The 25225-nt window shown below is 61.7% G+C and carries 23 protein-coding genes and 1 tRNA gene; 11 read left to right on the top strand and 13 right to left on the bottom strand.

Annotation, left to right across the window (positions count from 1 at the left end; genetic code table 11):
- Positions 1 to 97 precede the first annotated feature (97 nt).
- A tRNA-Tyr gene (locus ACLRGI_RS09020) sits at positions 98 to 179 on the bottom strand.
- 128 nt (positions 180 to 307) lie between these two features.
- Positions 308 to 574 carry a hypothetical protein gene (locus ACLRGI_RS09015; protein ID WP_419201329.1) on the bottom strand — a complete coding sequence of 89 codons (267 nt, stop codon included), beginning with the start codon at positions 572 to 574 and terminating at the stop codon, positions 308 to 310.
- Positions 575 to 756: 182 nt separating this feature from the next.
- On the opposite strand from ACLRGI_RS09015, the gene ACLRGI_RS09010 reads away from it, so the two are divergent.
- Positions 757 to 1248, top strand: coding sequence for a YajQ family cyclic di-GMP-binding protein (locus ACLRGI_RS09010; protein WP_017200185.1), 492 nt, complete (start codon positions 757 to 759; stop codon positions 1246 to 1248).
- A 78-nt stretch (positions 1249 to 1326) separates the two neighbouring features.
- Here ACLRGI_RS09010 and htpX read toward each other — a convergent pair whose 3' ends face one another.
- Both htpX and ACLRGI_RS09000 read right to left on the bottom strand, forming a co-directional pair.
- Complete coding sequence (htpX, locus tag ACLRGI_RS09005; protein ID WP_419201328.1) at positions 1327 to 2196, bottom strand: zinc metalloprotease HtpX; 870 nt, start codon at positions 2194 to 2196, stop codon at positions 1327 to 1329.
- Between the two features lie 121 nt (positions 2197 to 2317).
- Positions 2318 to 3589, bottom strand: a complete 1272-nt coding sequence (locus ACLRGI_RS09000; RefSeq protein WP_419201327.1) for an MFS transporter — start codon at positions 3587 to 3589, stop codon at positions 2318 to 2320.
- A gap of 92 nt (positions 3590 to 3681) precedes the next feature.
- Here ACLRGI_RS09000 and ACLRGI_RS08995 point away from each other — a divergent pair, with 92 nt between their 5' ends.
- The 9 genes from ACLRGI_RS08995 to ACLRGI_RS08955 all read left to right on the top strand — a co-directional run bounded on the left by ACLRGI_RS08995 (position 3682) and on the right by ACLRGI_RS08955 (position 10863).
- Entirely contained in the window at positions 3682 to 4458 is a 777-nt protein-coding gene (locus ACLRGI_RS08995) for a hypothetical protein (protein WP_419201326.1), read from the top strand.
- A 30-nt stretch (positions 4459 to 4488) separates the two neighbouring features.
- Entirely contained in the window at positions 4489 to 4965 is a 477-nt protein-coding gene (locus tag ACLRGI_RS08990) for a Fur family transcriptional regulator (protein ID WP_419201325.1), read from the top strand.
- A 14-nt stretch (positions 4966 to 4979) separates the two neighbouring features.
- The gene (locus ACLRGI_RS08985) at positions 4980 to 6461 is read left to right on the top strand and encodes a catalase (RefSeq protein ID WP_419201324.1); all 1482 of its coding nucleotides are present in this window, start codon (positions 4980 to 4982) and stop codon (positions 6459 to 6461) included.
- A gap of 130 nt (positions 6462 to 6591) precedes the next feature.
- Complete coding sequence (locus ACLRGI_RS08980) at positions 6592 to 7227, top strand: DUF2461 domain-containing protein (protein WP_419201323.1); 636 nt, start codon at positions 6592 to 6594, stop codon at positions 7225 to 7227.
- 740 nt (positions 7228 to 7967) lie between these two features.
- On the top strand, positions 7968 to 9143 hold the full coding sequence (locus ACLRGI_RS08975; protein WP_419201322.1) for an amidase domain-containing protein: 1176 nt from the start codon (positions 7968 to 7970) through the stop codon (positions 9141 to 9143).
- 17 nt (positions 9144 to 9160) lie between these two features.
- On the top strand, positions 9161 to 9574 hold the full coding sequence (locus ACLRGI_RS08970) for a hypothetical protein (protein WP_419201321.1): 414 nt from the start codon (positions 9161 to 9163) through the stop codon (positions 9572 to 9574).
- Between the two features lie 302 nt (positions 9575 to 9876).
- Positions 9877 to 10005, top strand: a complete 129-nt coding sequence (locus tag ACLRGI_RS08965) for a hypothetical protein (RefSeq protein ID WP_419201320.1) — start codon at positions 9877 to 9879, stop codon at positions 10003 to 10005.
- Positions 10006 to 10135: 130 nt separating this feature from the next.
- On the top strand, positions 10136 to 10762 hold the full coding sequence (locus ACLRGI_RS08960) for an IS3 family transposase (RefSeq protein ID WP_419201342.1): 627 nt from the start codon (positions 10136 to 10138) through the stop codon (positions 10760 to 10762).
- Positions 10726 to 10863 (top strand): IS3 family transposase, encoded by a 138-nt coding sequence (locus tag ACLRGI_RS08955; RefSeq protein ID WP_419201319.1) that lies wholly within the window; start codon positions 10726 to 10728, stop codon positions 10861 to 10863. Before ACLRGI_RS08960 ends, ACLRGI_RS08955 begins: the two co-directional genes overlap by 37 nt.
- A 181-nt stretch (positions 10864 to 11044) precedes the next feature.
- Here the strand turns inward: ACLRGI_RS08955 and ACLRGI_RS08950 are convergent, their stop codons facing one another.
- From ACLRGI_RS08950 to ACLRGI_RS08925, 6 genes are all read right to left on the bottom strand, one after another.
- The gene (locus tag ACLRGI_RS08950; RefSeq protein WP_419201318.1) at positions 11045 to 12598 is read right to left on the bottom strand and encodes an amino acid permease; all 1554 of its coding nucleotides are present in this window, start codon (positions 12596 to 12598) and stop codon (positions 11045 to 11047) included.
- Positions 12599 to 12765: 167 nt separating this feature from the next.
- Entirely contained in the window at positions 12766 to 13182 is a 417-nt protein-coding gene (locus ACLRGI_RS08945) for a DUF779 domain-containing protein (RefSeq protein ID WP_419201317.1), read from the bottom strand.
- Positions 13182 to 14204 carry an alcohol dehydrogenase AdhP gene (gene adhP / locus ACLRGI_RS08940; protein WP_419201316.1) on the bottom strand — a complete coding sequence of 341 codons (1023 nt, stop codon included), beginning with the start codon at positions 14202 to 14204 and terminating at the stop codon, positions 13182 to 13184. Before adhP ends, ACLRGI_RS08945 begins: the two co-directional genes overlap by 1 nt.
- Positions 14205 to 14300: 96 nt before the next feature.
- Entirely contained in the window at positions 14301 to 15824 is a 1524-nt protein-coding gene (gene exaC, locus ACLRGI_RS08935) for an acetaldehyde dehydrogenase ExaC (RefSeq protein ID WP_419201315.1), read from the bottom strand.
- Positions 15825 to 15933: 109 nt separating this feature from the next.
- Entirely contained in the window at positions 15934 to 17277 is a 1344-nt protein-coding gene (locus ACLRGI_RS08930; protein WP_419201314.1) for a GAF domain-containing protein, read from the bottom strand.
- 151 nt (positions 17278 to 17428) lie between these two features.
- A complete protein-coding gene (locus tag ACLRGI_RS08925) occupies positions 17429 to 18883 on the bottom strand; it encodes an FAD-dependent oxidoreductase (protein WP_419201313.1) in 1455 nt (484 codons plus the stop codon).
- A 117-nt stretch (positions 18884 to 19000) separates the two neighbouring features.
- Between ACLRGI_RS08925 and rarD the strand changes: the two genes are divergently transcribed.
- Positions 19001 to 20086 (top strand): EamA family transporter RarD, encoded by a 1086-nt coding sequence (gene rarD, locus ACLRGI_RS08920; protein ID WP_419201312.1) that lies wholly within the window; start codon positions 19001 to 19003, stop codon positions 20084 to 20086.
- A gap of 99 nt (positions 20087 to 20185) precedes the next feature.
- Here the strand turns inward: rarD and ACLRGI_RS08915 are convergent, their stop codons facing one another.
- The 3 genes from ACLRGI_RS08915 to ACLRGI_RS08905 are packed head-to-tail and all read right to left on the bottom strand — an operon-like array spanning position 20186 to position 25210.
- A complete protein-coding gene (locus ACLRGI_RS08915) occupies positions 20186 to 21568 on the bottom strand; it encodes an alpha-L-fucosidase (protein ID WP_419201311.1) in 1383 nt (460 codons plus the stop codon).
- A complete protein-coding gene (locus ACLRGI_RS08910) occupies positions 21565 to 23529 on the bottom strand; it encodes a DUF2264 domain-containing protein (RefSeq protein ID WP_419201310.1) in 1965 nt (654 codons plus the stop codon). The genes ACLRGI_RS08915 and ACLRGI_RS08910 overlap by 4 nt, the downstream gene beginning before the upstream one ends.
- 31 nt (positions 23530 to 23560) lie before the next feature.
- Positions 23561 to 25210 carry an extracellular solute-binding protein gene (locus ACLRGI_RS08905; protein WP_419201309.1) on the bottom strand — a complete coding sequence of 550 codons (1650 nt, stop codon included), beginning with the start codon at positions 25208 to 25210 and terminating at the stop codon, positions 23561 to 23563.
- Positions 25211 to 25225: the final 15 nt, after the last annotated feature.

The following is a 25225-nucleotide window of genomic DNA, read 5'->3' as shown; positions in this document are numbered from 1 at the left end:
CGAATATGCGCGTCGTCAGGCGAGCCGGAAGGCAAGAGTAGTTTCCTGGGAAACGAAAAATCCCCGGAACCAGTGGTTCCGGGGATTCTCCTTTGGGTGGCAGATGAGGGATTCGAACCCCCGTAGGCGTTGCCAGCTGATTTACAGTCAGCCCCCTTTGGCCGCTCGGGTAATCTGCCGAACTTCAAAAGAAGATCACTTCCGGAGACCGTTTCTTTTAGATCCGGTAACCGAAGGCAGAGACAACCTTACAGAACTTTTTGCGAAGAATCTAATCGGGGCCGGACGCTTGGGATTTCGCGGGATTTCAGGCTTCCCCGAGGATCCGGCCCGCCAGTTTGGCCTCGAACTTTTCGGCTTGCTCGGCGGTGATCTGGTTGAGCTCCACGGCGCGCAGCAAGTCCGCGTGGACTCCGTCCATTCGGGAAGCGGCGTCGGGAACCGGGCTGAGAACGATCGAAGCTGCAACAGCCGCGGCAGCTACGGCACTCGCAGCGGCAACTGCAGCCGTGCCAATGGAACCTGCTGCTGCAGATGCGGACTTGCTGATGGACTGGACGGCCTTGCTGCTCATGCTGATCCTCCGTGGATACGTTCTTCCAACTGGTACAACTCTCAAGCAGCAGCCTCTGTTCCACCCCTGCATGTGCTGTGAGCGAACTGTGAAACAACTCCACGGCCCCAACCCCGGCCTTCCGTACTAGGCTGGATGCCAGACCAACCCGCCCTCACAGGGCCCCCAACCTAAGGAGAGTCATGGCAGGCGAATCCACATTCGACGTCGTAAGCAAGGTAGACAAGCAAGAGGTGGCCAACGCGCTCAACCAGTCCCAGAAGGAAATCGCTCAGCGATACGACTTCAAGGGCGTTGGCGCCGAGATCGACTTCAGTGGCGAAAAGATCCTCATGAAGGCCAACTCCGAGGACCGCGTCCTTGCCGTTCTGGACGTCTTCCAGTCCAAGCTCATCAAGCGCGGTATCTCCCTGAAGTCCCTGGACCAGGGCGAACCTTTCCCCTCCGGCAAGGAATTCCGCCTGGAGTGCACCATCAAGGAAGGCATTGCCCAGGACATCGCCAAGAAGATCAACAAGATCATCCGCGACGAAGCCCCCAAGTCCGTCAAGTCCCAGATCCAGGGCGACGAACTCCGCGTCACGTCCAAGTCCCGCGATGACCTCCAGGAGACCATGAACATCCTCAAGAAGTTCGAAGAGGCCGATCTGCAGTTCGTGAACTTCCGCAGCTAATCTCTGTTAACACGTTGCTGGCCCGCTTTTCCGTTGTTGACCATCCACGGAAATGCGGGCCAGCGGCGGTTAAGCCGATTACAGCAGCGGGCGCCCGGCCATCCGTTCCAGTCGGCTAATCCTGTCCTTCATGGGCGGGTGCGTGGAGAACATGCGCCGCATGCCGCCGCCACGGAAGGGGTTGGCGATCATCAGGTGTGAGGCATTGACCAGACGTTGATCCTGCGGGAGCGGCAACTGGGTGACGCCGGACTCGATCTTGCGCAGGGCTGAGGCGAGCGCCAGCGGGTCGCCCGTCAGCTCCGCGCCGTCCTCGTCGGCGTCGAACTCCCGGGTGCGGGAGATGGCCATCTGAATCAGCGACGCCGCAAAGGGCGCCAAAAGGGCCATCGCAATGGTTGCCAGCGGATTGGCGTTGCGGCGGTCCCCGCTGCCGAAGATCAGCAACATCTGGCCCACGGAGGTAATGACTCCGGCAACGGCAGCAGCAACCGAGGAAGTAAGGATGTCGCGGCTGTACACGTGCATCAGCTCGTGGCCGAGCACCCCCCTGAGTTCACGGGCATCGAGCAGGTGGAGGATCCCCTCGGTGCAGCACACGGCAGCGTTCTTGGGATTGCGTCCGGTGGCGAAGGCGTTGGGCGTCATGGTGGGAGAGAGGTAGATGCGCGGCATGGGCTTGTTGGCACGCGCGGACAGTTCCCGAACAATCTGGAACAACTGCGGGGCCTGTGCTTCGGTTACCGGATAGGCAGCCATGGAACGGATGGCGATCTTGTCGCTGTTCCAGTACCCATATGCGGTTGTCCCTACCCCGACCAGCGCCATGATCCAGATGGGCGTGGTGCTCCTGGTCCCGGCCGCGATGATGGCGCCCAAACCCAACAACACCGCCCACAGCACACCGAAGAGCGCCGCGGTCTTGAGTCCATTGTTGTGTTTATGCACGGTTGTTCTTGTCGCTTTCCTCGGCTTTTGCGGGGGTCCTGTACGGATTAACGCCGACGCCGCCGGTCGTGTTCCGTTGTCAGCCTACGTCGGCGCGGGGCCGGCAGGGTGGCAGGCACCTTCAGGGCACCGGATGCTTGGCGTCGTAAGCCACGAATCCGGGCTGCATACGTGAAGCGAACCAGGCAGCAAGGATGCAGAGAAGCCCGCCAAGAAGCAAGACTCCGCCCTCGCTCAGGAACTGGGTGACACCACCTGCAAGCATGTCCCCTACCCGTGGCCCTCCGGCAACCACCACAATGAACACACCCTGAAGCCGTCCCCGTAAGTGGTCCGGGGTGGCTGCCTGGAGGATAGTGGTGCGGAATACCGCGCTCACGGAGTCGGAGATTCCGGCCAGTGCGCAGCAGAATGCTGCCGGGATAAGCCAGGGCGTGACGCCATCGCGGCCGGCATCCCCGGCCAGCAACACCACCAGGCCGAAGCCGGCAATGGAAGCGCCCCAACCAATGACGGACCACACCACCGCGCTGCCTTGCTTGCGGACACGGCCCAAGGGCCCGGAAAACAGTCCGGCCAGGAAGGCACCCACAGCGGTGGACGCGAGCAGCACGCCAACTGTGGTTTCGCCTCCGCCGATCATCACGGCGCCGATCGCAGGCATCAAAGCCCTGGGTTGGGCGCTGATCATGGCGATGAGGTCGATGATGAACGTCATTCGGACGTTGGGTCGGGTCCCCAGGAACCTAAAGCCCTCCACCACGGAGCGCAGCCCGGGCCGGACGGCATCTTTGGACGGCGGCAGGGGCGGGAGTCTGAAGAGTCCCCACAGTGCGAACGTGAAGCTGATGACGTCGATGGTGTAGGTCCAACCAAAGCCGATGGTGGCCACGAGGACGCCTGCCAGAAGTGGTCCGGCGGTCATGGACAGACCAAAAGTCAGCATGCTCAAGGCGTTGGCGGCGGGAAGCAGGTCCTTGCGGACCAGGAGCGGAATAATGGCGCTGCGGGCGGGGCCATTGATGCCCTGGGCACCGCTTTGGATGGCTACCAGTGCGTAGAGGAGCCAGATGTTGCCCACCTCCAGCCATGCCTGCAAGGCCAGTCCCGCCGTGGTTGCCCACAACACGAGCGAGGCGATAAGGGCGACTTTGCGGCGATCGTAGGCGTCCGAAACGGAGCCGCCATAGAGGCCGGCAATGACCAAGGGAACCAGGGCGAAGATTCCCAGGAGGCCCACATAGAAGCTCTCCTGCGTGAGTCGATAGACTTCCAGGCTGACAGCCACCAAGGTCAACTGGGTGCCGATGGCCGCTACCGATGCCCCCATCCAGAGCCGCCGGAACGCGGGACTTTCCTTCAGAGGGGTGATGTCTGCCAGTAGTTTTGCCACCGTCTTACCCTAACGAGCATTGCAGCGACCTCCCCCAATCCTCCCTCGCGGCAGGAGGTGCTTGGTAGGCTCAGCCCGGGGAAGGAGTTGACATGGGCTTGGAGCGACGATTGCTGTACCGTTCGGGTTTTTGGGAGATCGCACGCCCACGCCATCCCCTCACGGCCGGACACATCCTCATCAGGCTGTCCGACCCGTCCACCGAATTCATGCAGGCTTCAGCGTCCGACTGGCTCTTCTGCCACAACCTCGTGCGCGCCGCCCTTCGTGACGTCTTGGGGGCAACCCGGTGTGCGGTCATGTTCGCCCACCGCTGGCACCCGCTGGGGTCCGCCATAGGCGAGCCTGTGGCGGAGTCCTCCACCCCCACGTTCCACCTCTTCGGTCGCTGGGACGAAGAAACCACGACGCCGGCAGCCCAGCTTTCGTTGCCGGCCCACCGACGCGTCGGGGAACCTGACCACCACCTGGAGGCTACTGACGCGGCGATCCGGGAGGCCCTGAGACTGAACCGAGCCGAGGCCCACGTGAGTTCCGAACCCGGGGCGGGTGCCGTCGTCGAGCCCTTTGCCGGTTCCGGTCCGCTGGTGCAGGCAGTGGCAGCCGGACCACGTCATACGGTGATCGAGCCTGTCCGGGCCGTGGCGTCGGTTCAGGAGATCCTGCCGGCGGAACTGCTGGCAATGGCTGCGACCCTTGGCACTCTTCCCCTGACCGGAGGCCTGAGTGGGTTCAGTTGCCTTGCCCTCGAATCCGCGAAAACCGGCACTCCCCTGCGCGTCCATGCACTGGGTCGCTCGGCCGCTGAAACCGTGAATCCCCTGGAGGATCTGCTCCGTTCACCAGAAGTTAGCCTTGCCTTATTGTGAACTGATCAAAATAAGTGTTTCAATGAATGCATGACAGATCACACAGCCGAGCAAGCAGAATGGGCCGCCGCCCTGCATGCCCACGGCAGGCGTGTGACCAAACAGCGGCTGGCAGTGCTCGCCGCGGTCCAGCACCACCCGCACTCCCCGGCCGACGGCATCCTCGCCGCGGCCCGCAAAGAGCTTCCTGAACTGACGGCGCAGTCCGTTTACGTAGTGCTCAGCGACCTCACGGGCCTGCAGATGCTGCGCCGCTTTGAACCTCCGCACTCCCCGGCACTCTATGAAACCCGGGTGGGCGACAACCACCATCACGCCGTCTGCATCAGCTGCGGCAAGGTGGAGGACGTGGATTGCGCTGTGGGACACGCACCGTGCCTTACCCCGCACTGGGATGAGAATTCCAAGCCCATGACCATCCAGATCGCAGACGTCCTTTACCAGGGCATCTGCCAGGACTGCCAGTCCAAACAACAGCTTCCCGTAACTTCCGTAACTCAGAAATAAGAAAAAGGAGAACAATGACTGCCCTTTCAACAACTCAGTCAGGTGCCCCCGTTACGTCCGACGCGCACTCGAAGTCCGTCGGCGCTGACGGTGCCATCATCCTCACCGATCACTACCTGGTGGAGAAGCTCGCACAGTTCAACCGCGAGCGGGTCCCGGAGCGTGTAGTGCACGCCAAGGGTGGCGGCGCATTCGGTACGTTCAAGACCACCTCGGACGTTTCTGCCTACACCAAGGCTGCCTTCCTGCAGCCGGGCGTCGAGACGGACATGCTGATCCGTTTCTCCTCCGTGGCCGGCGAGAACGGTTCTCCCGATACCTGGCGCGACCCCCGCGGTTTCGCCGTGAAGTTCTACACCTCCGAGGGCAACTACGACCTCGTTGGCAACAACACCCCCGTCTTCTTCATCCGCGACGGCATCAAGTTCCCCGACTTCATCCACTCCCAGAAGCGCCTTCCGGGCAGCCACCTGCGCGACGCTGACATGCAGTGGGACTTCTGGACCCTCTCCCCCGAGTCCGCACACCAGGTCACCTGGCTCATGGGCGACCGCGGCCTGCCGGCTTCCTGGCGTGAAATGCAGGGCTACGGCTCGCACACCTACCAGTGGATCAACGCCGCCGGCGAGCGTTTCTGGGTCAAGTACCACTTCAAGTCCAACCAGGGCGTCAAGACCATCACCGGCGACCAGGCCGAACAGCTTGCCGGTTCGGACGCGGACTTCTACATCCGCGACCTCCAGGAGAACATTGCCGACGGCAACTTCCCCTCCTGGGAACTGCACGTCCAGGTCATGCCGTACGAGGACGCCAAGACGTACCGCTTCAACCCGTTCGACCTCACCAAGGTCTGGCCGCACTCTGACTACCCGCTGATCCACGTGGGCACCATGGAGCTGAACAAGAACCCGGAGAACTACTTCGCGCAGATCGAGCAGGCCACCTTCGCGCCGTCGAACTTCGTACCGGGTATTGCCGCTTCCCCGGACAAGATGCTGCAGGCCCGCATCTTCTCCTACGCAGATGCACACCGCTACCGCGTGGGCACCAACCACGCACAGATCCCGGTGAACCAGCCCAAGAACCAGGTCAACAACTACAGCCAGGACGGACAGGGTCGCTTCCTGTTCAACTCCCCCTCCACCCCGGTGTACGCACCGAACTCGGTGGGCGGCCCGGCTGCTGTTGAGCCCACCTCACCGGCCGGTGGCTGGGAGAACGACGGCGAGCTCACCCTCTCCGCTCACACCCTGCACGCTGAGGACGACGACTTCGGCCAGGCCGGTACCTTGTACCGCGAGGTCTACGATGACGCCGCCAAGGCCCGCCTCCTGGACACCATCACCGGTGCTGTTGGCGGCGTGAAGAACGCCGACATCAAGGAACGCGCCATCCAGTACTGGACCAACGTTGACTCCGAGCTCGGCGCCAAGCTCCGCGCCAACCTCGGTGCAGGCCAGACCCAGTCCGACGCCGAAGCAGCCAACAAGCTCTAAGCGTCTTCGCGCTACTGCTCCATCAGACCACTCCGTTGCGGATCTCCGCGGCGGGGTGGTCTTTTTTGATTTTCCACATAGCGCTTTGGGCCTATGACTGTGCCGACGGTGGGGTCCATAGGATCCTTTCATGAGCACATTCGAAGGCATCCCTACTGCCGCATTCCGCTTCTACGCCGAGCTTGAAGAGAACAACAACCGTGAGTGGTGGCTTGAGCATAAGAAGACGTACGACGCCGAGGTCAGAGAACCGCTGGCAGCCCTCCTTTCGGAGCTGGAGCCGCAGTTCGGGACGGCCAAGATCTTCCGGCCCAACAGGGACATCCGGTTCTCCCAGGACAAGTCGCCCTACAAGAGCGCACAAGGGGCCTTCGCTGCAAATCAGGAGGGCGTTGGCTACTACGTCCAGATCAGTGCGGACGGCCTTTTGATCGGTGGCGGCTACCATTCCCACACTCCCGCGCAGCTGGCCCGTTTTCGGGCTGCCGTGGATGCCCCGGACAGTGGAGAAGAGCTACAGAGGATTGTAGATACGGTGGCGGCGGCAGGCTTCGCGATTGAGGGCGAAAAACTCAAGACCGTTCCACGGGGTTACGACAAAGACCATCCACGCGCTGAGTTGCTCAAGCACAAGTCCTTGTCAGCGAGCGTTGAGGTGGGTCAGCCGGACTGGTTACGCACTCCCACAGCCCAGGAAGAGATCGCCGCCCGCTGGGAAGAGCTGAGGCCACTGGTGGAGTGGGTCGGTGAGCATGCGGCGCCGTAGATTCTCTGATGTTGGTCCTCGAGATTCACCTCAGACGCCCGCACGCTCGCCGGGCTGTTGGTCAGTGAGATACGACAGCGTTTTGCATCGAGGAGATCCACAAGGTCTCTGTCGTTGGCCTTCCCGAACGTACTTCCCCAATGGCTTGAAACCGCAAAGCGCCAAAGACCGCCAGAGTAGCATGTTGTCTGCTGCTCCTCTTGCCGTTCGCCGCACTGGGGCCGGGAAGCCGTGGCGCACGATCTCTTTCCAGCATCCCTTTGCACCCGGGCGGGACTTGCCGTCTTGAGTAACTAGCCCGCCAGATTGGGGGGTGGGCAAGGTCCAAATAGCTCTTCAGCGCAGAGAAGTCGATGTGCTGGTCCATGCTCCGCGACAGCTCGTATGATGTCCGGCGTGTCCCCTTAGTAGTGACACCGGCATAGGTAGCCAGCCGTCGTCAACTCCCACGATCGGTTGTCACTCGACCCGTCAAGCCCACGCTCACCCACCTCTGGGTGAGAACATCGAGGTCGACGCTCTGCAGCACTGAGCACCGGACCCGCGTCAAAGGAAGATCTGTCGCGCAAACAGAATGCTCCGTTCGACCAAAAAGGTAAGACGCCTGCGTGTTTGTACTTCAATGATTTAGTAAAGTTACTTGTAATAACTGGTGTTTCTATAGTCAATAAGTGTTATCTTGCACTCAGCATTTCAATTGGGGGAGGCGCTCTAGCATGATCGTTTGAAAGGACGTGGATGTGAGTACCACGCGAAGAACCAGAAATCTAAGCGCAACCTTCGTAGCCATCGGAGTCGTGCTTACTGCTTTTCAGCCAACTACTGCGTTTGCCGCAACGGAGCAGGTTTCGCAGCCGCCAGCTGACATTGGGGAACTATCCACAACGCTAAAAGCTGTCATCACCGAGAGAAACCAGCAGATCCTTAGCGACCCTGCCATCTCCTCATCTCGGATACAGCTGCAGCTGTTTAGCGCGAAGTCCAAGGCCAAGGTGGCCGCGGAATACGACGAACTGAAAGCCCGGAAGGCCCGACTGGCTGCATACGGACAGGGCTATTCTTCAGTCATTACAACCTTCGAATCAGAAAGCTTCAAGTTCGAAGCCGAAAGAGCCACCGCGGAAATCACCGAACGAACAGATTTGACCTACACAACGGGAGGACCGCCGGAGAGCTACAGGTACGAACAGATTGTGGAGTTCACAAAGACGGACTCCGGATGGACAATCGACTCGGTCAAACCCAAGAATGAAGGCGGCGTACCACCTTCAACAGTAGTCAGCGCGGCACAATTGGCCCCGGCTCCCGGGGCCCGAAAGCCCCTTATCCTAGGACCGGGCCAGGTAGCCACTGAGGCGAAGGCTTCAGCACCTAACTCCCATGTACCCCAGACGAAGCCGGGTGCCGGTCCCAAGTCGGACCAGGAAGTCACACTGGCCGCAGGGTACAACTACACGGCCATGACCAACTACGCCCTCAACTGGGCACTTGGCCGCAACGGCGCTTACCGATCATTCGGCAACGACTGCCAAAACTTTGTCTCCCAGTCGCTGAAAGCGGGAGGGTGGACCGACCAAGGAGGTTGGTATACCTACGACAGCAGCTGGTGGTACACATTCGCTAATCAAACGTATTCATGGGTGGGTGCCCAAAACTTCCACAACTTTGCAGTCGGCCAAGGCCGGGTCAGCTACCTGAGCTACCTAAATGACCTTGGTCCTGCGGACGTATTGCAGGTGCATTGGCCTGAAGGTACGCCTGATGTCGACCATTCCATGTTCGTGACGTACTCCCCGTGGAGTGCGGGTACTCGTGACATCCGCGTTAGCTATCACACCACCGATACCCTCAACAGGAGTATCTGGAATCTTTATTCGTCATTCCCATACGCAACCTGGTACGGCCTCCGGACCTAAGAGCTAAGCTAAATACCATGCACAATCTAGGACGGACATTTTTTGTCATATTGCTCTGCATTTTCGGCCTGGTGCTCGGCGGTTGCGACAGAACTTTCGACCCAGACATGGGACAACGCAATTCCACAGCCGAAACTGTTATTAGCGCTGCAAAGAATGGTGATCAAAAGAAGCTCTTGGAACTCGCGCTTGTCGACATGCAAGAAAGAGAGGCCGGAGCCAACGAACTCATCACTAAAGCCCAGGCTCTTGAATCCAGCGGATACGAGATCCAGTACCAGGAACATCACGGAGCACCTGACAACTATCTGGTGACAGCCAGCGATAACGAAGGCGATGATCTCACCTTCGAGCTCGACTGGCATGAGTCACGATGGCAGCTGGCACTAGGAACGGCTGGCCCACCGAAATCACCCGCCGCAACACCGTAGTCCGCACTGGCACATTCCGCTCTACAACGGCGTTCAAAGAGCGGCAACTAGGGCAGTAAAGAGAAGAACCCGGGAAGCCCATTGAACTGCTCCCCGGAAGTTGGATTTGAGAATTCAGTTCTGACTTCCGGGGAGCAGTTTTGCATTCGCAGAGTTCGTTGCATGAGGTCCAGCGCGAGACCGCTGTAGCGTGGTTGGAGAAGTGTCTTGCGGATACGGCGACAGCCAATCGGCTGGGTGTGTCCCACTGGCTGGTCAAGAGTCTGCAACTGAAGTAAAGGATTCGTGGGCAAGGAGCGCTGTTGACCAAGCCGTCGAAACAGTCATTTTCTTTCGACTTCAAGCTCGCGTTGGTCGAACGGTTCCTGGCGGGCGAGAGTGCACAGGATCTGGCAGCGGAGGCTGACTCGTCGTCGCCTGTCCTGTTTTGAAGGTGGGTGCTTGCGTATCGTCGCGAGGGCTCGGACGTCGCGGCCGAAATGGCGCAATTGGGAAAATTATGGGCCTTGAGGGTTCAAAAGGAGCGGTGAAGGTCCAAGCCCTCAAGGCCCGCGGCCGGTTCTGCTGCAGGTCGCCGGTCTGGCCCGATCGACGTTCTTCTATCACCAGGCCCGCTTTCTTTCCCCTGACCGGCGGGAGGCGCTCAATGCCGCGGTCACGGACATCTTCACGACGAACCATGCCCGGTATGGTCACCGCCGCATCCACACGGAACTACCCAACACTGGATGGACGGTTGCGAAGAAGACCCTGCTGCAGCTGACGCGCTCACTTGGGCTTGCCTGCAAGGTCAAGCGGAGCAACCGCTATAACGCCTACCAAGGCGTAACAGGGTTCCACTGCGCCGAATCTGCTGAACCGCGAGTTCAATGTCACCGCCCCGAACCAGAAATGGGTGACGGACGTGACCGAATTCAGCGTCGGGGAGCGGAAACTCTACCTCTCACCAGTCATGGATCTCTTCGATCGGCAAATCATCTCCCACACCATCGGCACGTCCCGAACCTGGACCTCACCAACGCTTCGCTCCGCGAGGGCCCTGACCTGCTTAGAACCCGATCAGTACCCACTCGTTCATTTCGGACCAAGGATTCCAAAACCGGCACGCTTCCTGGCTCGCTCTCCTCGAGGGCACCGGAGCGGTCCAATCCATGTCTCGCAAGAGCAACTGCTGCGACAACGCGGTGATGGAGAACTTCTTCCGCCACCTCAAAGAAGAGATGTTCCGCGACGTACGGTTCATCAGCACGGAAGCACTGGCCACCCATTTAGACGACTACATCCACTAGTACAAGACCAGACGAAACTCGACAAACCTCAAAGGGCCTGAGCCCAGTTCAATACCGGACCTAGGCCCTCGCGGCTTCGGCTCTTATTTGGCAATCCAATTTCCGGACCCAGTTCACGATGGTTCCCAGACGCCTTTTACTGCAATATCGCTCAGCTGTCCGACAAGCTGCTCACATTGGTCTAAATCTTGGTAAAGGTGTCCTCGTCCTCGTCGCCCTTGGCCTGGCGGCTTTCGTCGGCACCATTGACGGAGGCCTTGGCTGCGGCGAATTTCTCATTCAGCCGCGAGTGGCGTTGGCCGTAGGCGAAGTAGATGGCCATGCCGATGACCAGCCAGATCGCGAAGAAGATCCAGGTTTCCACCGCCAGGTTGGTCATGAGGTAGAGGCAGAGGATCGCAGAGACCCACGGCAGGACCTTGCCGAACGGGACCCGGAAGGCAGGCTTGAGGTCCGGGCGCTTCTTGCGCAGCACCAGGATGCCCAGGCTGACCATCACGAATGCGGACAACGTTCCAATGTTGATCATTTCCTCGAGCAAGTCCACCTTGGTGACGCCTGCCACGAGGGCTACGGCTGCACCACAGATGATCTGTAGGCGGGCAGGTGTGGAGCGCTTTTCGCTGGTCTTGGACAGAGAGCGGGGCAGGAGGCCGTCACGGCTCATGGCCAGGACCACGCGGGACAGGCCCATGAGCAGCACCATGATCACGGTGGTCAGGCCCACCAGGGAACCGAATGCGATGATCTTGGCAGCGTCAGTGTTGCCCACGGCCTCGAAGGCTGTGGTCAACGTGGGGTTCTTTACCTCGGCCAACTGCGTGTAGGACACCATGCCGGTCAGTGCGAGGGAGACCAGGATGTAGAGCAGCGTGACCACTGCAAGGCCACCGAAGATACCGCGGGGCAGGGTCTTCTGCGGGTTCTTGACCTCTTCGGCGGAGGTTGCCACCACGTCAAAGCCGATGAAGGCGAAGAACACCAGGGCTGCGCCGGCGAAGACGCCGAGTGTTCCGTACTGGGCGGGAGCCGCGCCGGTGAGGAAGCCGAAGAAGGACTGCTTCATGACGTCGGCGGCGCCGGAGTCGGTGGGCTGCGAGGCCGGAACAAAGGGGGTGTAGTTGGAGAACTTCACGTAGCTGAAGCCAACAACGATCACGAACAACACCACGGCGATCTTGATCAGCGTGAAGACGTTGCCGACGCGTGCGGACAACTTTGTCCCCAGCACCAGCAGGACGGTGAAAATCGCGACGATGAGGAAGGCGCCCCAGTAGAGGTCAATACCGGCCACCTGGATGGACGGTGGCATGTCCACGCCCATCAGGCCGAAGACCGTACTGAGGTAGATACCCCAGTACTTTGCGATCACGGCTGCGGCGGTGAAGAGTTCAAGGATGAGGTTCCAGCCGATGATCCATGCAAGGACCTCGCCCATGGTGGCATACGTAAACACGTAGGCGGAGCCTGCCACGGGAATCGCCGTGGCGAACTCGGCGTAGCACATGATGGCCAAAGCGCACGTGACAGCTGCGATGGCGAAGGAGATGGTGACGGCAGGGCCGGCAAAGTTGGCGGCAGCCTTGGCGCCCACGGAGAAGATCCCGGCGCCGACTGCAACGGCGACGCCCATGATCATCAAGTCCCAGGTACTGAGGCTTCGCTTCAGCTTCCGCCCGGGCTCGTCGGCATCGGCGATCGACTGCTCGATCGACTTGGTCCTGAAAATGTTCATAAAAATGCCACATTCTGGATGGGAGTGGTATAGGACTCATCAAGAATAGTGTCCGGCCCTTGGACGGCCATATTTATCCCAGATAGTGAGACGAACCACGAAACCCCGTGACGGGTGTGGCTGATGTGACGAGGACATGTAGCTCTCGTCACACAAGCTGAGTGCCCCTAAATGCTTGGTACGTCCCAGTCCATGAGGGTGGATCGGATCAGGAACCGCTTGCCCTCCGGTGATTCCACGGAGAAGCCGCTCCCTCTGCCAGGGACCACATCAACAGTCAGGTGGGTGTGGGACCAGTAGTTGAACTGTTCCTTGGACATCCAGAACTCCAAGGACTGCGGCTCCCCGTCCCTTCCAATATCGAATCTGCCGAGGAGAATATCGGAGTCGCCCGTCAGGAATTCCCCGGCCGGGTAGCACATGGGCGCGGACCCATCGCAGCAGCCGCCGGATTGGTGGAACATGAGCGGTCCGTGCTGGTCCCAAAGTTTGCGGAGGAGTTCCACGGACACCGCGGTGAGCGCCACCCGGGAGAAATCCTCCCCGGGCAGCGTCACTGCGGCTTCCAAGCTGGCGTTGTGCATCAGAACTTCAGGACCACTCGGCCGTCGATCTTTGCGTGTTTCATCTCGTCAAAGACCGCATTGACCTCGGAGAGCTCCCGGGTGGAGACCGTTGGCTTGATCTTCCCTTGGGCGTAGAACTCCAGAGCTTCTTCGAGGTCCTGCCGTGTTCCCACGATCGAGCCGCGGACCGTGAGGCCCTTGAGGACGATCTCGAAGATCGGAGCCGGGAAGTCTCCCGGAGGCAACCCGTTGAACACGATGGTTCCGCCACGACGCGCCATGCCGATCGCCTGGCCGAAGGCCGAAGGGTGCACTGCGGTCACCAGAACCCCGTGGCAGCCACCCGTTTCACGCTGGATGACCTCCGCCGGATCTTCATGCAGTGCATTGACTGTCAGCTCGGCACCGTGTTCCCGGGCCAGTGCCAGCTTGTCGTCGGCGATGTCCACCGCCACCACCCGGAGACCCATGGCCACCGCGTACTGGACAGCGATGTGCCCCAGTCCCCCGATGCCGGAGATGGTGACCCATTGTCCCGGCTTGGCCTCCGTCATCTTCAGGCCCTTGTAGACCGTAACCCCGGCACACAGAACCGGCGCGACTTCCACCGGGTCCGAGCCTTCCGGGATGCGGGCAGCAAAGCGCGTGTCCACCAGCATGTACTCGCCGAACGAGCCGTCCACGCTGTAGCCACCGTTCTGCTGGGACTCACAGAGGGTTTCCCAGCCCGTGCGACAGTACTGGCAGTCTCCGCAGGCTGACCACAGCCAGGCATTGCCGACGAGGTCGCCCACCGCAACGTCCGTGACGCCCTCACCCAGAGCCACTACCTCTCCTACACCTTCGTGGCCGGGGATGAACGGTGGTGTGGGTTTAACCGGCCAGTCGCCTTCGGCGGCGTGGAGGTCGGTATGACATACCCCCGAGGTAATGAGGCGGACCAGCGCCTGGCCGGGACCCGGCGTCGGCCGTTCCACTTCCTTGACCGTTAGCTCGGTTCCGAATTCCGTAACTACTGCAGCTTGCATGGTTGTAGACATGTGACGATCTCCTTTGATCTGTACGAATGACGGCAGTTTTTGTACAGCTAATGCCCCTAAAACAGCTCCATAAGGGCATCTGCTGTACAAAAACGCCTAGAAGAAGCCAAGCTTGTTCTCGTTGTAGCTGACCAGGAGGTTCTTGGTCTGCTGGTAGTGGTCCAGCATCATGGCGTGGTTCTCACGGCCAATACCTGAGGACTTGTAGCCACCGAAAGCGGCACCTGCCGGATAGGCGTGGTAGTTGTTGACCCACACGCGGCCTGCCTGGATTTCCCGGCCTGCTCGGTAGGCGACATTTCCGTTACGTGACCAGACGCCGGCGCCCAGCCCGTAAAGGGTGTCGTTGGCGATGCCGATCGCGTCGTTGTAGTCGCTGAACTTGGTCACCGAAACCACAGGGCCGAAGATCTCTTCCTGGAAGATCCGCATCCGGTTGTGGCCTTCGAAAATGGTTGGCTGGACGTAGTATCCACCTGCCAGGTCCCCGGACAACTCTGCCCTGGCACCGCCGGTGAGCAGCTTGGCGCCTTCCTGCTTTCCGATGTCGATGTAGGACAGGATCTTCTCCAGCTGGTCATTCGAGGCCTGGGCCCCAACCTGGGTGTCGGTATCCAGCGGGTTTCCCTGGATAATCTTGTTGGTCCGGGCAACGACGTCCGTCATGAAGGAGTCGTAGATGCCTTCCTGGACCAGGGCGCGGGACGGGCAGGTGCAGACTTCGCCCTGGTTGAAGGCGAAAAGCGTGAAGCCTTCCTGGGCCTTGTCATAGAAAGCATCGTTCTGGGCAGCGACGTCGTCGAAGAAGATGTTGGGGCTCTTGCCGCCGAGTTCAAGGGTGACCGGAATGAGGTTGTTGGACGCGTACTGGCTGATGAGGCGGCCCGTGGTGGTTTCACCCGTGAAGGCGATCTTGCGGATCCGGGAGCTGGAAGCCAAGGGCTTGCCGGCCTCCACGCCGAAGCCGTTGACCACGTTCACCACACCCGCGGGAAGGAGATCTCCGATGAGTTCCATGAGGACCAGGATGGACGTGGGCGTCTGCTCGGCCGGCTTGAGCACCACGGCGTTGCCGGCTGCGAGCGCCGGCGCGAGCTTCCAGACGGCCATGAGGATGGGGAAGTTCCACGGGATGATCTGGCCCACAACTCCCAACGGCTCCTTGAAGTGGTAAGCGGTGGTGTCCTCGTCCAGCTGGGAGAGGTGGCCTTCCTGAGCACGGACGGCGGAGGCGAAGTAGCGGAAGTGGTCCGCAGCCAACGGGATGTCCGCGTTAAGGGTTTCCCGGACGGGCTTGCCGTTGTCCCAAGTCTCGGCAACAGCGAGGAGCTCCACATTCTCGTCAATGCGGTCGGCGATCTTGTTCAGGATCGCTGCGCGCTCCGTGGCGGAGGTCTTTCCCCAGGAAGGGGCAACTTTGTGGGCGGCGTCCAGCGCCAGTTCGATGTCCTCGGAAGTGCCGCGGGCAACTTCGCAGAAGGCCTTACCCGTCACCGGGGTGATGTTCTCGAAGTAGGCGCCCTTCACCGGGGCAACCCACTCGCCGCCAATCCAGTTCTCGTACCGGTCCTTGAAAGTGACCTTCGAGCCCTCGGCACCCGGCTGTGCATAAACGGTCATTGCTAGCTCCTTTGCTGCGAATCACGGTGGCTATCGCCATTGATCCGAGCCTAGGAGCCGGGGGGTTGCAGCTACGTTGCAACCGTGTGAGTCAGCTCACTCGCTATGCTCACAAAGTCAGTTCCGTTTCGATCCGCTCCAGGTCCGCCACGACGGCGGCCCGCTTGGGTGAGCGCGGCGGCAGCAGCTTCAGGACGGCAAGGCGGAGGTCGACGTCGTACTTCGCCTCGGGCAGCTCAGCGTACTTGAGGAGCGAATCCACGCTGCCGTCGCTGAGCAGCGCCTCACGCAGCAGATGAGAGACCCGTTCACGCAACTGCACGACGCCGGGCGCCTCCGAGCGCGGCAAGAGCCCGCCTTTGTAGATTTCCAAGGCGATGCGGTGCGCGCCGCGCTGAAGGCAACTGAGGACCTGGCCGGAGTCGGGAAGCAACTCAACCGGCAGGCGGTAAGGCCGGGATTCGGGGACCGCGTCCGGGCTGAGTTCCTGGATGACTTTCCGGAGGCGCACCATCTCAGCCCGAAGTGTCACGGCAGAGCCATCCCCCGGATACAGCAGGGCGCACAGGTCTTCAGCGCTGAGTCCGGCCGGGTGATTGCTAAGGATGGCAAGGATCTCGCTGTGCCGGGCAGACAATGAAACCGTCCGGCCGTCGATGCTGAGCAGCGCTTGGTCGCGGCCCAACAATTGCAGACTGTTCCGGTACAGCGTGTGGCTGGAAGCGCCAGCCGCGCTCCGGCGTCGAGGTTTGTCCTTGACGGCGGCGGCGAGCGTCAGGCGTTCAATGCGGAGCTGGGCTTGTGCGGCAGCCACCGTCGCCTCAACAAGGGAAAGGGTGTGCGCAGCCACTGCGGTTTCGGTGCCGGTGATATCCACCACGCCCAGCACCGCGCCGGAATCTGGATCATGGAAGGGAACCGCCGTGCAGCTCCACGGATGGACCGAGCGCTTGAAATGTTCAGCGCCGGAGATCTGGATGCTTCTATCCAGGGCCAAGGCGGTGCCGGGTGCGCTGGTGCCAACGGAGGCTTCGGACCAGTCCGCGCCGGCCACGAACATCATGCCTTCGGCGCGGCGCTGCATCACGGGATCGCCATCCACCCACAGGAGGCGTCCGACGTCGTCACCCACAGCCACCAACAGGCCGCTGTCATGGCTGGGCTGAATCAGCAATTTCTTGATAACAGGCATGATCGTGGCCAAAGGATGCTGCCGGCGGTACTCTTCAAGCTCATCGCGGTCCATCGCGAGCGGCGCCTCGGCCACGTCCGGGTTGGCCTGCAAGCTGGCCGAGCGTTGCCACGACTCACGAACCAGGCGCCGCAATCCGACGATGTCCTCAGGCATCCCCAGACGCAAGGAATCCAGACGTTCATGCCCGCTCAGGGCACGTTTCTGCAACAGCTCCGCGGCCTCGCTGCCTGGAACGGGCGGATGGACTGGATTCCTCATCGAAACTCCCTGGTAGTCCGCTATGACAGTGCGCTGCACATGTGGTGGGCGGGACAGTATCGAGAAGTCTAGTTCGGGTCATGGAGTTTTTGTACAGCTCAGGCCCTTAACGCGGCCGCATAAGGGCCTGAGCTGTACAAAAACTCCCGTCTCAGCCGCGGGAGATCCGGATCATTTCCTCGCGTGGAACAACCTTGATGCGCTCGCGGACCACGCCGTCAGTGCTGCCCTCGCCGGAGGACCCCTCGCCTGACGTCCACGCAGAGCCCAGCGCGGCTTCGTGGGCATCGAGCCTGTTCCAGCCCTCCCACGTGGTGTACTCGACGCCGCGTTCCTCAAGAAGGTCGATAATGGCCTGCGGATCCGGGTTCTCTGCCGGGGGCAGATTGAGCCTGTCCTCGAGGAGGAAGCCGATGGTCTCCAGGGCATCGCCCTTGGTGTGGCCAATCAAACCTACGGGTCCGCGCTTGATCCAACCCGTGGCGTAGATTCCCGGCACGGGCTTGCCGTCAGCGTCCAGGACGCGACCGCCGTCGTTCGGTATGACGCCACGGCGGGAATCGTACTCAAGTTCTTCCAGCGGAGAGCCGTGGTACCCGATGGCGCGGTAGACGGACTGGACGGGGTATTCGATGAACTCGCCGGTGCCCTTGACGTTGCCGGTTCCGTCCAATTGCATGCGCTCGAACTTGATGCCGGAGACCTTGCCGGGCGTCTCAGGCGAATCCAGGATTTCCACGGGACTGTGCAGGAAGTGCAAGTGCAGGCGCCGCGAGGAAGGTTGCTCCGATTCTGCGTGCTCCTCCACCAGCCAGTTGGTCATGGTGTTGACCATGGTCTTGATCTGGTTGTTTGTCTTGATGGCCTCATCTGAGGCTTCGTCGAACTCGAAGTCCTCCGGATACAGGACGATGTCCACGTCCTTGCAGTGGGACAACTCGCGCAGCTCCAACGGGGTGAACTTCACCTGCGCCGGACCACGACGGCCGAAGACGTGGACGTCCGTGACCGGCGACTTCTTGAGCCCGGCATAGACGTTGTCCGGGATCTCAGTGACCAGGAGTTCCTCGGGATGTTTGACCAGCATCCGGGCCACGTCCAAGGCCACATTGCCGTTGCCGATCACGGCGATTTCCTTGGCATTCAGCGGCCAGTCACGGGGTACGTCCGGGTGGCCGTCATACCAGGAGACCAAATCAGCGCCGCCAAAGGAACCTTCCAGCTCCACACCCGGGATGTTCAGGTCTGCGTCCTTGATGGCTCCCGTGGAGAAGATCACGGCGTCGTAGAACGCGCGGAAATCATGGAGCGTGAGGTCCCGGCCGTAGGTGACGTTGCCCAGGAAACGGATATCGCCACGGTCAAGAACCTTGTGCAGTGCATTGACGATGCCCTTGATCCGAGGATGATCCGGCGCAACGCCGTAGCGGATCAGGCCATACGGCGCGGGGTATGCCTCGAAGAGATCGATGCTGACCTCCACGTGTCCGTCCTTGACCTCGTTGGATTTCGTCAGGATATCCGCGGCATACACGCCTGCGGGTCCTGCGCCAACGATTGCGACGCGCAGCGGACGATTGGGGGTTGTTGCGGCTGAGTTGGACACCGTTAGCCCTTCCGAAGCAGTGAGCCACGCCGTTGTTGGGGCGCGCAGATTCCAATTCTAGATGTCGACCCTACTCGCAACCGCTTATATGGCAGGAGTCACGGAAATTGATAAAGATTGCGGAATATTGCGGGTGCAGGTGGTGTTGGCGACAATGTGTCGACTCCGGATCAGATAGCTGCCAGCTCTCCCTCTCCAAGCCAGCCCACGACGACGACAGCCGGGGCCGGCGGCGAAGGTACCCGCGGTGCCGGTAACCCGGGCAGCAAGCCCGTGAGGAGCGAGTCGACGGCGGGGATCCTCTTCGGCATTGGCGCTTACGGCCTCTGGGGGCTGCTTCCGCTGTACTTCTTCATCCTGATGCCCGCCTCGGCGATCGAGATCGTGGCCAACCGGGTGGTCTGGTCCTTACTCTTCTGCGCATTGCTCATCACCATCACTCGGGCCTGGAAGTCATTCTGGGCGGCGGTGAAGGATCGCCGGGTGTTCGGTCCCTTGGCGCTGGCTGCAGTTCTTATTGCCATCAACTGGCTCACCTACACTTTCGGCGTCACCACGGGTCATGCCGTTGAAACGTCCTTGGGCTACTTCATCAACCCGTTGGTCTCGGTTTTGCTTGGCGTCTTCGTGCTCAAGGAAAAGCTGCGTCCCCTGCAGTGGGCAGCAGTGGGCATCGGGTTCGTGGCAGTTGGCGTCCTGACGTTCTCCTATGGACAACTACCTTGGATTGCACTGATCCTGGCCTTCAGCTTCGGGCTGTACGGCTTCGTGAAGAAACGCGTGGGCCCCAAGGTTGACGCCCTTACCAGCCTCAGCGTCGAGACCGTAGTGCTGGCTCCCTTTGCAGCCATCACCATGGTGGTCCTGGCCGTGACAGGCGTCGAAACTCTCACCACGCTGGGCGCGGGCCATTTCTGGCTGCTGGTGGCTTCCGGTGTTATCACCGCCGTACCGTTGCTCTTCTTCGGAGCCTCCGCCCGACGCTTGCCCATGACCACCATCGGACTGCTTCAATACTTCGCACCGATCCTCCAGTTCATCGTGGCGCTGACCGTGTTCAACGAAACCATGACCACGGCGCGCTGGATCGGCTTCTGCGTAGTGTGGTTGGCACTGGTGTTGCTCACCATCGACATGCTCCGGACCACACGGAAGAACTCGGTGTTGAAGAAGAGGGCGCGGCTGGCGGCAGCGGGCGCTTAAACACGGTCCGCCCGTTCGCCGAATTCACGGGAAAGCTGCCAGGTCGCCGGAGTTTTCCGGACGAATTGGCAGCGTTCCCGCGAACTCGCCTGCGAAGCCCTAGTCCAGCACGTCCGGGTTGGGCTCCTTCGCGGACACAGGCCCGGCAAGGGCACACGTTTCCACGGCGAACACGAGCGGCCCGGCACCCTCGATCTGCCTGCCCCCGAACTCCACCTCGTACAGCGAATCCGCGAGCCTCTTGAACGGGTACGTCCCCGAGCCCAGCAAGCCTTTGCCCAGCAACCGCACGTCTGCGAGCGCCAGCCCCGCCGGCAACCGCAGCCGGATCCGCCCGGAGGCCGGCGCACGCGTGACAACGGCAAAAACCTCGCCACTGCCAGAACGTGTGAAGTAGCCCCACCCCGGATAGTCCCAGCCCTCGGCGAAGCCGCACCCGTAGATTGCCTCCCCGTTCACGGCGAGCCACTCCCCCACACGGGTGGCGATCTCCACCTCGGCCGGAGCCATGGAACCGTCGCCGCGGGGTCCGAAGTTGAGCAGGAAGTTACCGCCAAGCGAGGTGCAGTGGGCGATCATGTCCACCACATCCCAGGGGTGCTTCAGTGTTGATTGGGCCCACGGTCCCTGGTGGTATCCCCAGCTTGCCTGCGGAATGGTCATGCACGCCTCCCAATCACGGGCGGCAACGCTGTGGTCCCAAGGCTCGGGCAGCCGGCGTTCGTAGCCACTCTCGTAATCGCCCATGAGCAGCCCGTTGGAATCGACGTGCCGGGCACCGAGGTCATCCGCGCGGAGCCGGCTGTTGACCACCACCCCCGGAATGCGGGCCTTCAGCATCCGTTCCACTTCCCAGGTCCACCAGCCGTTGGCTTTCACGGACTCGTCCCAGGTGCCGTCGAACCAGAACCCCTTGACCGAGGGATACCGCTCGGCAAGTTCTTCCAACTGCTTCATCGCGAAGTCCAGGTAGCGGGCGAAAGCCAGGTTGTCGGCGTCGTTCTCCAAACGGAAGCGCCAGTCCGGATGCCGCCAATCCAGAACTGAATAGTAGAAGTTGACGTCAATTCCGCGTGCCTCGTAGGCCTGGATGAGCTCGGCCAGGACATCGCGACCCGATGGCGTGTTGCCCATATGGAAGTCGGTGTGCGCACTGGGCCAGAGGCAGAAACCGTCATGGTGCTTGGTGGTGATGGTCATGTAGCGGGCGCCGAGGGCCACTGCCGTATCCGCCCACCGCTGGGGGTCGAAATCCGCCAGGGTGAAGTCATTGGCCAACGCTTCCCAGCGCTGCTGCGGAATCTTCGCCACCCGCGGCAGGAACTCTGCCGCGAACTCCACGTCCTTGCCCTCCCAGCGGCCGGCCGGCAGTGAGTACAGACCCCAGTGGATGAATTGACCCACACGATGCTCTCGGAAGCGCTGCATAGCTGCGTCGTGCCGGGGTTCCGCCCGGGAGGCCCCGTACTTCAGCTCGATCACTTTCCCACCTGCCCGTCCCACGGTACGAAGGTTCGCAGATCAAACGCCTGTTGGGCACCGCTCGCCCACGTGAGAGAGACTTCAGTCCCCGAAACCACGACGGCGGCAGCTGAAGTGAGTGCTTCGGGCACCGGAGCCGAACCCCGGGTCAGTGTGTGCAGGGCTACGTGGACTGTTTCCTCAGTGGTGCGCTGCGCGGCCAGGGATGGTACCGCCGAGTGCTCGCCCATGGCGTTGGCTCCCGTGTAATGGGTGGTGTTCGGCTCCTGCCAACCGTGGACGGCCGTGACCGCAGCGAACACGTCGCCGTTGTCCACCCACGCACTGTCCCCCGTCACGTCCGCCTGCACGGCTCGCGCATCAGCCACCGCGTGTCCGCCCTCCCGGACCGAGTACTCCGCCGGCCCGCGCACCAAGTGACACCGCAGCTCGTGAATCCCCTCCACCACCGAAACGGTAGTGACCGCGGTCCCCGGCAGGGCCTTCCCATGGAGCTGAGGGATGTGCACGGAACCGCTGAGGACCCCCTCGGTACGGGTGGCGCGCAACGCACACCGCCGGCTCGCCACGCCGTCGGACCCCAACAGCGCAAGGTGGCCATCCACGTTGTCCTCCCACGCAACCCCCGTACCGGGAGCCGTGTGCGTGGAATAGGAGAACTTGGCGTAGTGCGGATCATCGGGGTCCGGTCCGCCCCCAACGGGCAGCCCGCAATGGTCACTGCCGTGGTTGGTCAGGCGCACCAGACCGCCATGGGTGGTCAACGTCCAACCGGCATCAGGCAGAACCCGTTCAACAGCCGGGCCATCGGTGGGCTGCGGCTCTTCCACGTCCTGCCACAGCCTGTGCTCCGGTGGGAGGGCCAATCCAAGGAAGCCGATACCAGCCAGGTACGGCGAGCCGAACCCGCTGTAGGCCTGGCTGGATCCCGCATGCTCCTCATACCACCCCAGGTTTGGCGGCCCATCCACCCCTACGCCCTTGCCCGTGAAGTTCGCCAGCACACCGGAGGCCAAGCGCCGGGTGGCACCGGGCGTCAGCGGATTCACGCCCGAGAACCCGGCACACCACAGGGCGGCCAGGACAGCCGTGCGATACGCCAACGACCGGCCGACGTGCAGCACAGAACCATCACTGGCAAACATCAGACTCTGGCTGCCCACAAATTCGCGCAACCGTTCCAAGTGACGGCGGCCATCAGGTGTGTCCTCCCGGCCGGTCATGGTGTACCAGGCCCACAAATAGGGGTGGATGGCCCACGCGTTGTAGTAATCGATGGCGTGCTCCGGCCCATCCGTGTACCAGCCATCCCCCAGGTACCAAGACTCCACCCGAGCCACATTCCGTGTGCCCGTACAACCCGAAACGTCCTCACCCACCGAGCGCAGGAAACCCTCCGCCATGGCCGGGAACAGCTGCCAGTTGTTCCCCCACACCTCCAACCGGGCATGATGCCGCAGCCAATCTGCCACCTGCTTCTTTTCCCCCGCCGCCAACGGCTCCCACAGCCACTCCTTGGCGATGTGAAGTGAAAACGCAATATTCGCCGCCTCCACAATGGAGTTGGTCACCCCCAACAAAGGGGACTTGCACGTGACCCCCAAAGGCCAGCGCTCCGGGCCTTCCGGATCGGTACCGGCCAGCAACGCCTCCCGGTACCACTCCGCCAACCCCAAACTGTCCTGGCCATTGGCACCAGCGATCCGCGGCGCAGCCATCAGCATGCTCCGGCCGATGGTCTCCATACCCTCCCGGCGCTCGCCGTCCCGGGTCACCGGGCCGGGAAGGCGTGGACTGGCCTTGAGCGGGCTGGAGTAATGGCGGATGTGTCCAAGCCAATGGTCGGCGGTGGCCTCCCAGTGGCTGCGCGTCCACCCGGTGAACGGGGACTGATTGGTGTCGGCGTCCGGCAGCCACGGCAGCTTGGCCGGGCTTTCCATGGAGGGCAAGGGGTGTGTCACGGTGGTGGATCCTTGAGGTTGCTAAGGCCGGCTACTTGGCCAGCGCGGATTCGTATTCGCCGCGGATGGTGTCTCCGCCATTCTTCTTCCAGTCAGCCACGGCACTCTTGAGCGCATCCATGGTGCCCCGTCCGGCGATGACTGCCGTTGCGGCGTCGGAGACAGGCTGGCCCAGCTTGGAGCCCTTGCTGGCATTGGTGGGGCTGAACAAGGTGCCGCACGGGTCCTCGACACCCAGGGGAATCAGCTTGGAGTACGCGTTGTGCATGACGTCCACGATGTCCTTGTTGCTGGGGTCATAGACCACCTGCTGCGGCGCGGCGAGGTACTTCCACGGCACTGCGTTGTCCAACAGCGCGCGCTCTGTGACCACCGGGTTGCCGTTGGAATCCAGGGTGTAGTCCGCTCCTTCGGCGCCGTAGTTGAGCAGCAGGTATTCTTCGCTGCCGAACGGAGCGGCCAGGAAATTGGCCACCGCCAGGACTTCCTTAAGCTTGGCGTCATCGGCCTTTTTTACCATGACGGTAGCAAAGGTGATGTTGTCCAACCAGGTCTGGGCCTTCCCGCCATCGTGGCCCACGGGAATGAAGGGAACGGCTTTGTTGGCTTTGTCCGCGGCAGGAATGCTGCGGCCGTAGCCGGTGGGTCCAATGTAGGCAGGGAGTCCGTCGTAGATCATGGCCACCTTGCCGGAGATGAAGGAGTTCACCATCTGCGACTTCGTCCACCCCTCGGAACCTGGCACATACAAGCCGTCCTTGTAGAGCTTGGCGGCGAACTCGATTGCGGCCATGTATTCGTCCGTCTCGAACGCCCGGGTGAGTTTGCCGCCGTCGTTCTTCCAGACGTTGGGCGTGCGGAACATGTGGTGGAGCATCGTGAGCCCGAACTTGGTGCTGCCCAACGCCCACTGGTTCCTGGACGGGTTGGTCAGCTCCTTGGCCACCCGGTAAAAATCGTCCTTGTCCTCGATGTCCTCGGTGGATTTGATGCCCACATTTTCCAGCAGCGTCTGGTTCACGAAGCCGGAACCGCCCGTGAGGTTGCGCGGGATGGGCAGCGAGTAGAGCTTTCCGGCCTGGACCGTTTGCTTCCAGAACACCTCCGGGATGGCGGCGAGGTTGGGGTAGTCCTTGATTTTGTCGCCGCCCAGCAACGGGGTCAGATCGGCGCACTTGGCTTGGAGGAACTCCACGATGTTGGGCACTGCTGCGCCGTCGTTGAGCATGAGGTCCGGCAGTTCGCCACCGGCAATGATGGTGTTGAACTTCGTGGCGTAGTCGTCCGAGGACACCGAAGTGATGTCCACTTGCCCGCCCAGCCTGGCCTCCACGGCCTGCCACGCAGGGTTGTCCGCCCGTGCGTTGGGGGCCGTGCCGAAGAGGTTGGTAATCGCCGTGATCTTGCCGCCCTTGAGCGGCGCAGTTTCAACGCTGCGGAACGGAGCGGGGTACTTATAGAACGCCGCGGGAACGCCCTGTGCGGTGCCCGGGATGTCGGCCGCTGCCGCCTTCATGGGAACGTGGGTGGGCAACAGCGCCTCACTGGCGTTCGAGGCCACGCTGGTGGTGCGCTGGCCGCAGCCCACCAAGGCTCCGCCGCTGAAAAGTGCCAGGGCGCCGATGCCCGTGACGGAAAGGAAGTTCCGGCGGCTGGGGCCGGAAGTCGGGACTGCATTCATGGGATTCCCTTTCAA

Origin of the sequence: Paenarthrobacter sp. PPS72, assembly GCF_048537125.1 — a bacterium.
Classification (GTDB): Bacteria; Actinomycetota; Actinomycetes; order Actinomycetales; family Micrococcaceae; genus Arthrobacter; species Arthrobacter nitroguajacolicus_E.
The sequence above is the reverse complement of the archived record's forward strand: the minus strand, read 5'-3'. Positions and strand labels throughout refer to the sequence as shown.

Bases quoted from the DNA above. Each gene is read 5' to 3' on its own strand.
- ACLRGI_RS09015 (WP_419201329.1), bottom strand. From the start codon at position 574: ATGAGCAGCAAGGCCGTCCAGTCCATCAGCAAGTCCGCATCTGCAGCA.
- ACLRGI_RS09010 (WP_017200185.1), top strand. From the start codon at position 757: ATGGCAGGCGAATCCACATTCGACGTCGTAAGCAAGGTAGACAAGCAA.
- ACLRGI_RS08995 (WP_419201326.1), top strand. From the start codon at position 3,682: ATGGGCTTGGAGCGACGATTGCTGTACCGTTCGGGTTTTTGGGAGATC.
- ACLRGI_RS08990 (WP_419201325.1), top strand. From the start codon at position 4,489: ATGACAGATCACACAGCCGAGCAAGCAGAATGGGCCGCCGCCCTGCAT.
- ACLRGI_RS08985 (WP_419201324.1), top strand. From the start codon at position 4,980: ATGACTGCCCTTTCAACAACTCAGTCAGGTGCCCCCGTTACGTCCGAC.
- ACLRGI_RS08980 (WP_419201323.1), top strand. From the start codon at position 6,592: ATGAGCACATTCGAAGGCATCCCTACTGCCGCATTCCGCTTCTACGCC.
- ACLRGI_RS08970 (WP_419201321.1), top strand. From the start codon at position 9,161: ATGCACAATCTAGGACGGACATTTTTTGTCATATTGCTCTGCATTTTC.
- ACLRGI_RS08955 (WP_419201319.1), top strand. From the start codon at position 10,726: ATGTCTCGCAAGAGCAACTGCTGCGACAACGCGGTGATGGAGAACTTC.
- ACLRGI_RS08950 (WP_419201318.1), bottom strand. From the start codon at position 12,598: ATGAACATTTTCAGGACCAAGTCGATCGAGCAGTCGATCGCCGATGCC.
- ACLRGI_RS08945 (WP_419201317.1), bottom strand. From the start codon at position 13,182: ATGCACAACGCCAGCTTGGAAGCCGCAGTGACGCTGCCCGGGGAGGAT.
- adhP (WP_419201316.1), bottom strand. From the start codon at position 14,204: ATGTCTACAACCATGCAAGCTGCAGTAGTTACGGAATTCGGAACCGAG.
- exaC (WP_419201315.1), bottom strand. From the start codon at position 15,824: ATGACCGTTTATGCACAGCCGGGTGCCGAGGGCTCGAAGGTCACTTTC.
- ACLRGI_RS08930 (WP_419201314.1), bottom strand. From the start codon at position 17,277: ATGAGGAATCCAGTCCATCCGCCCGTTCCAGGCAGCGAGGCCGCGGAG.
- ACLRGI_RS08905 (WP_419201309.1), bottom strand. From the start codon at position 25,210: ATGAATGCAGTCCCGACTTCCGGCCCCAGCCGCCGGAACTTCCTTTCC.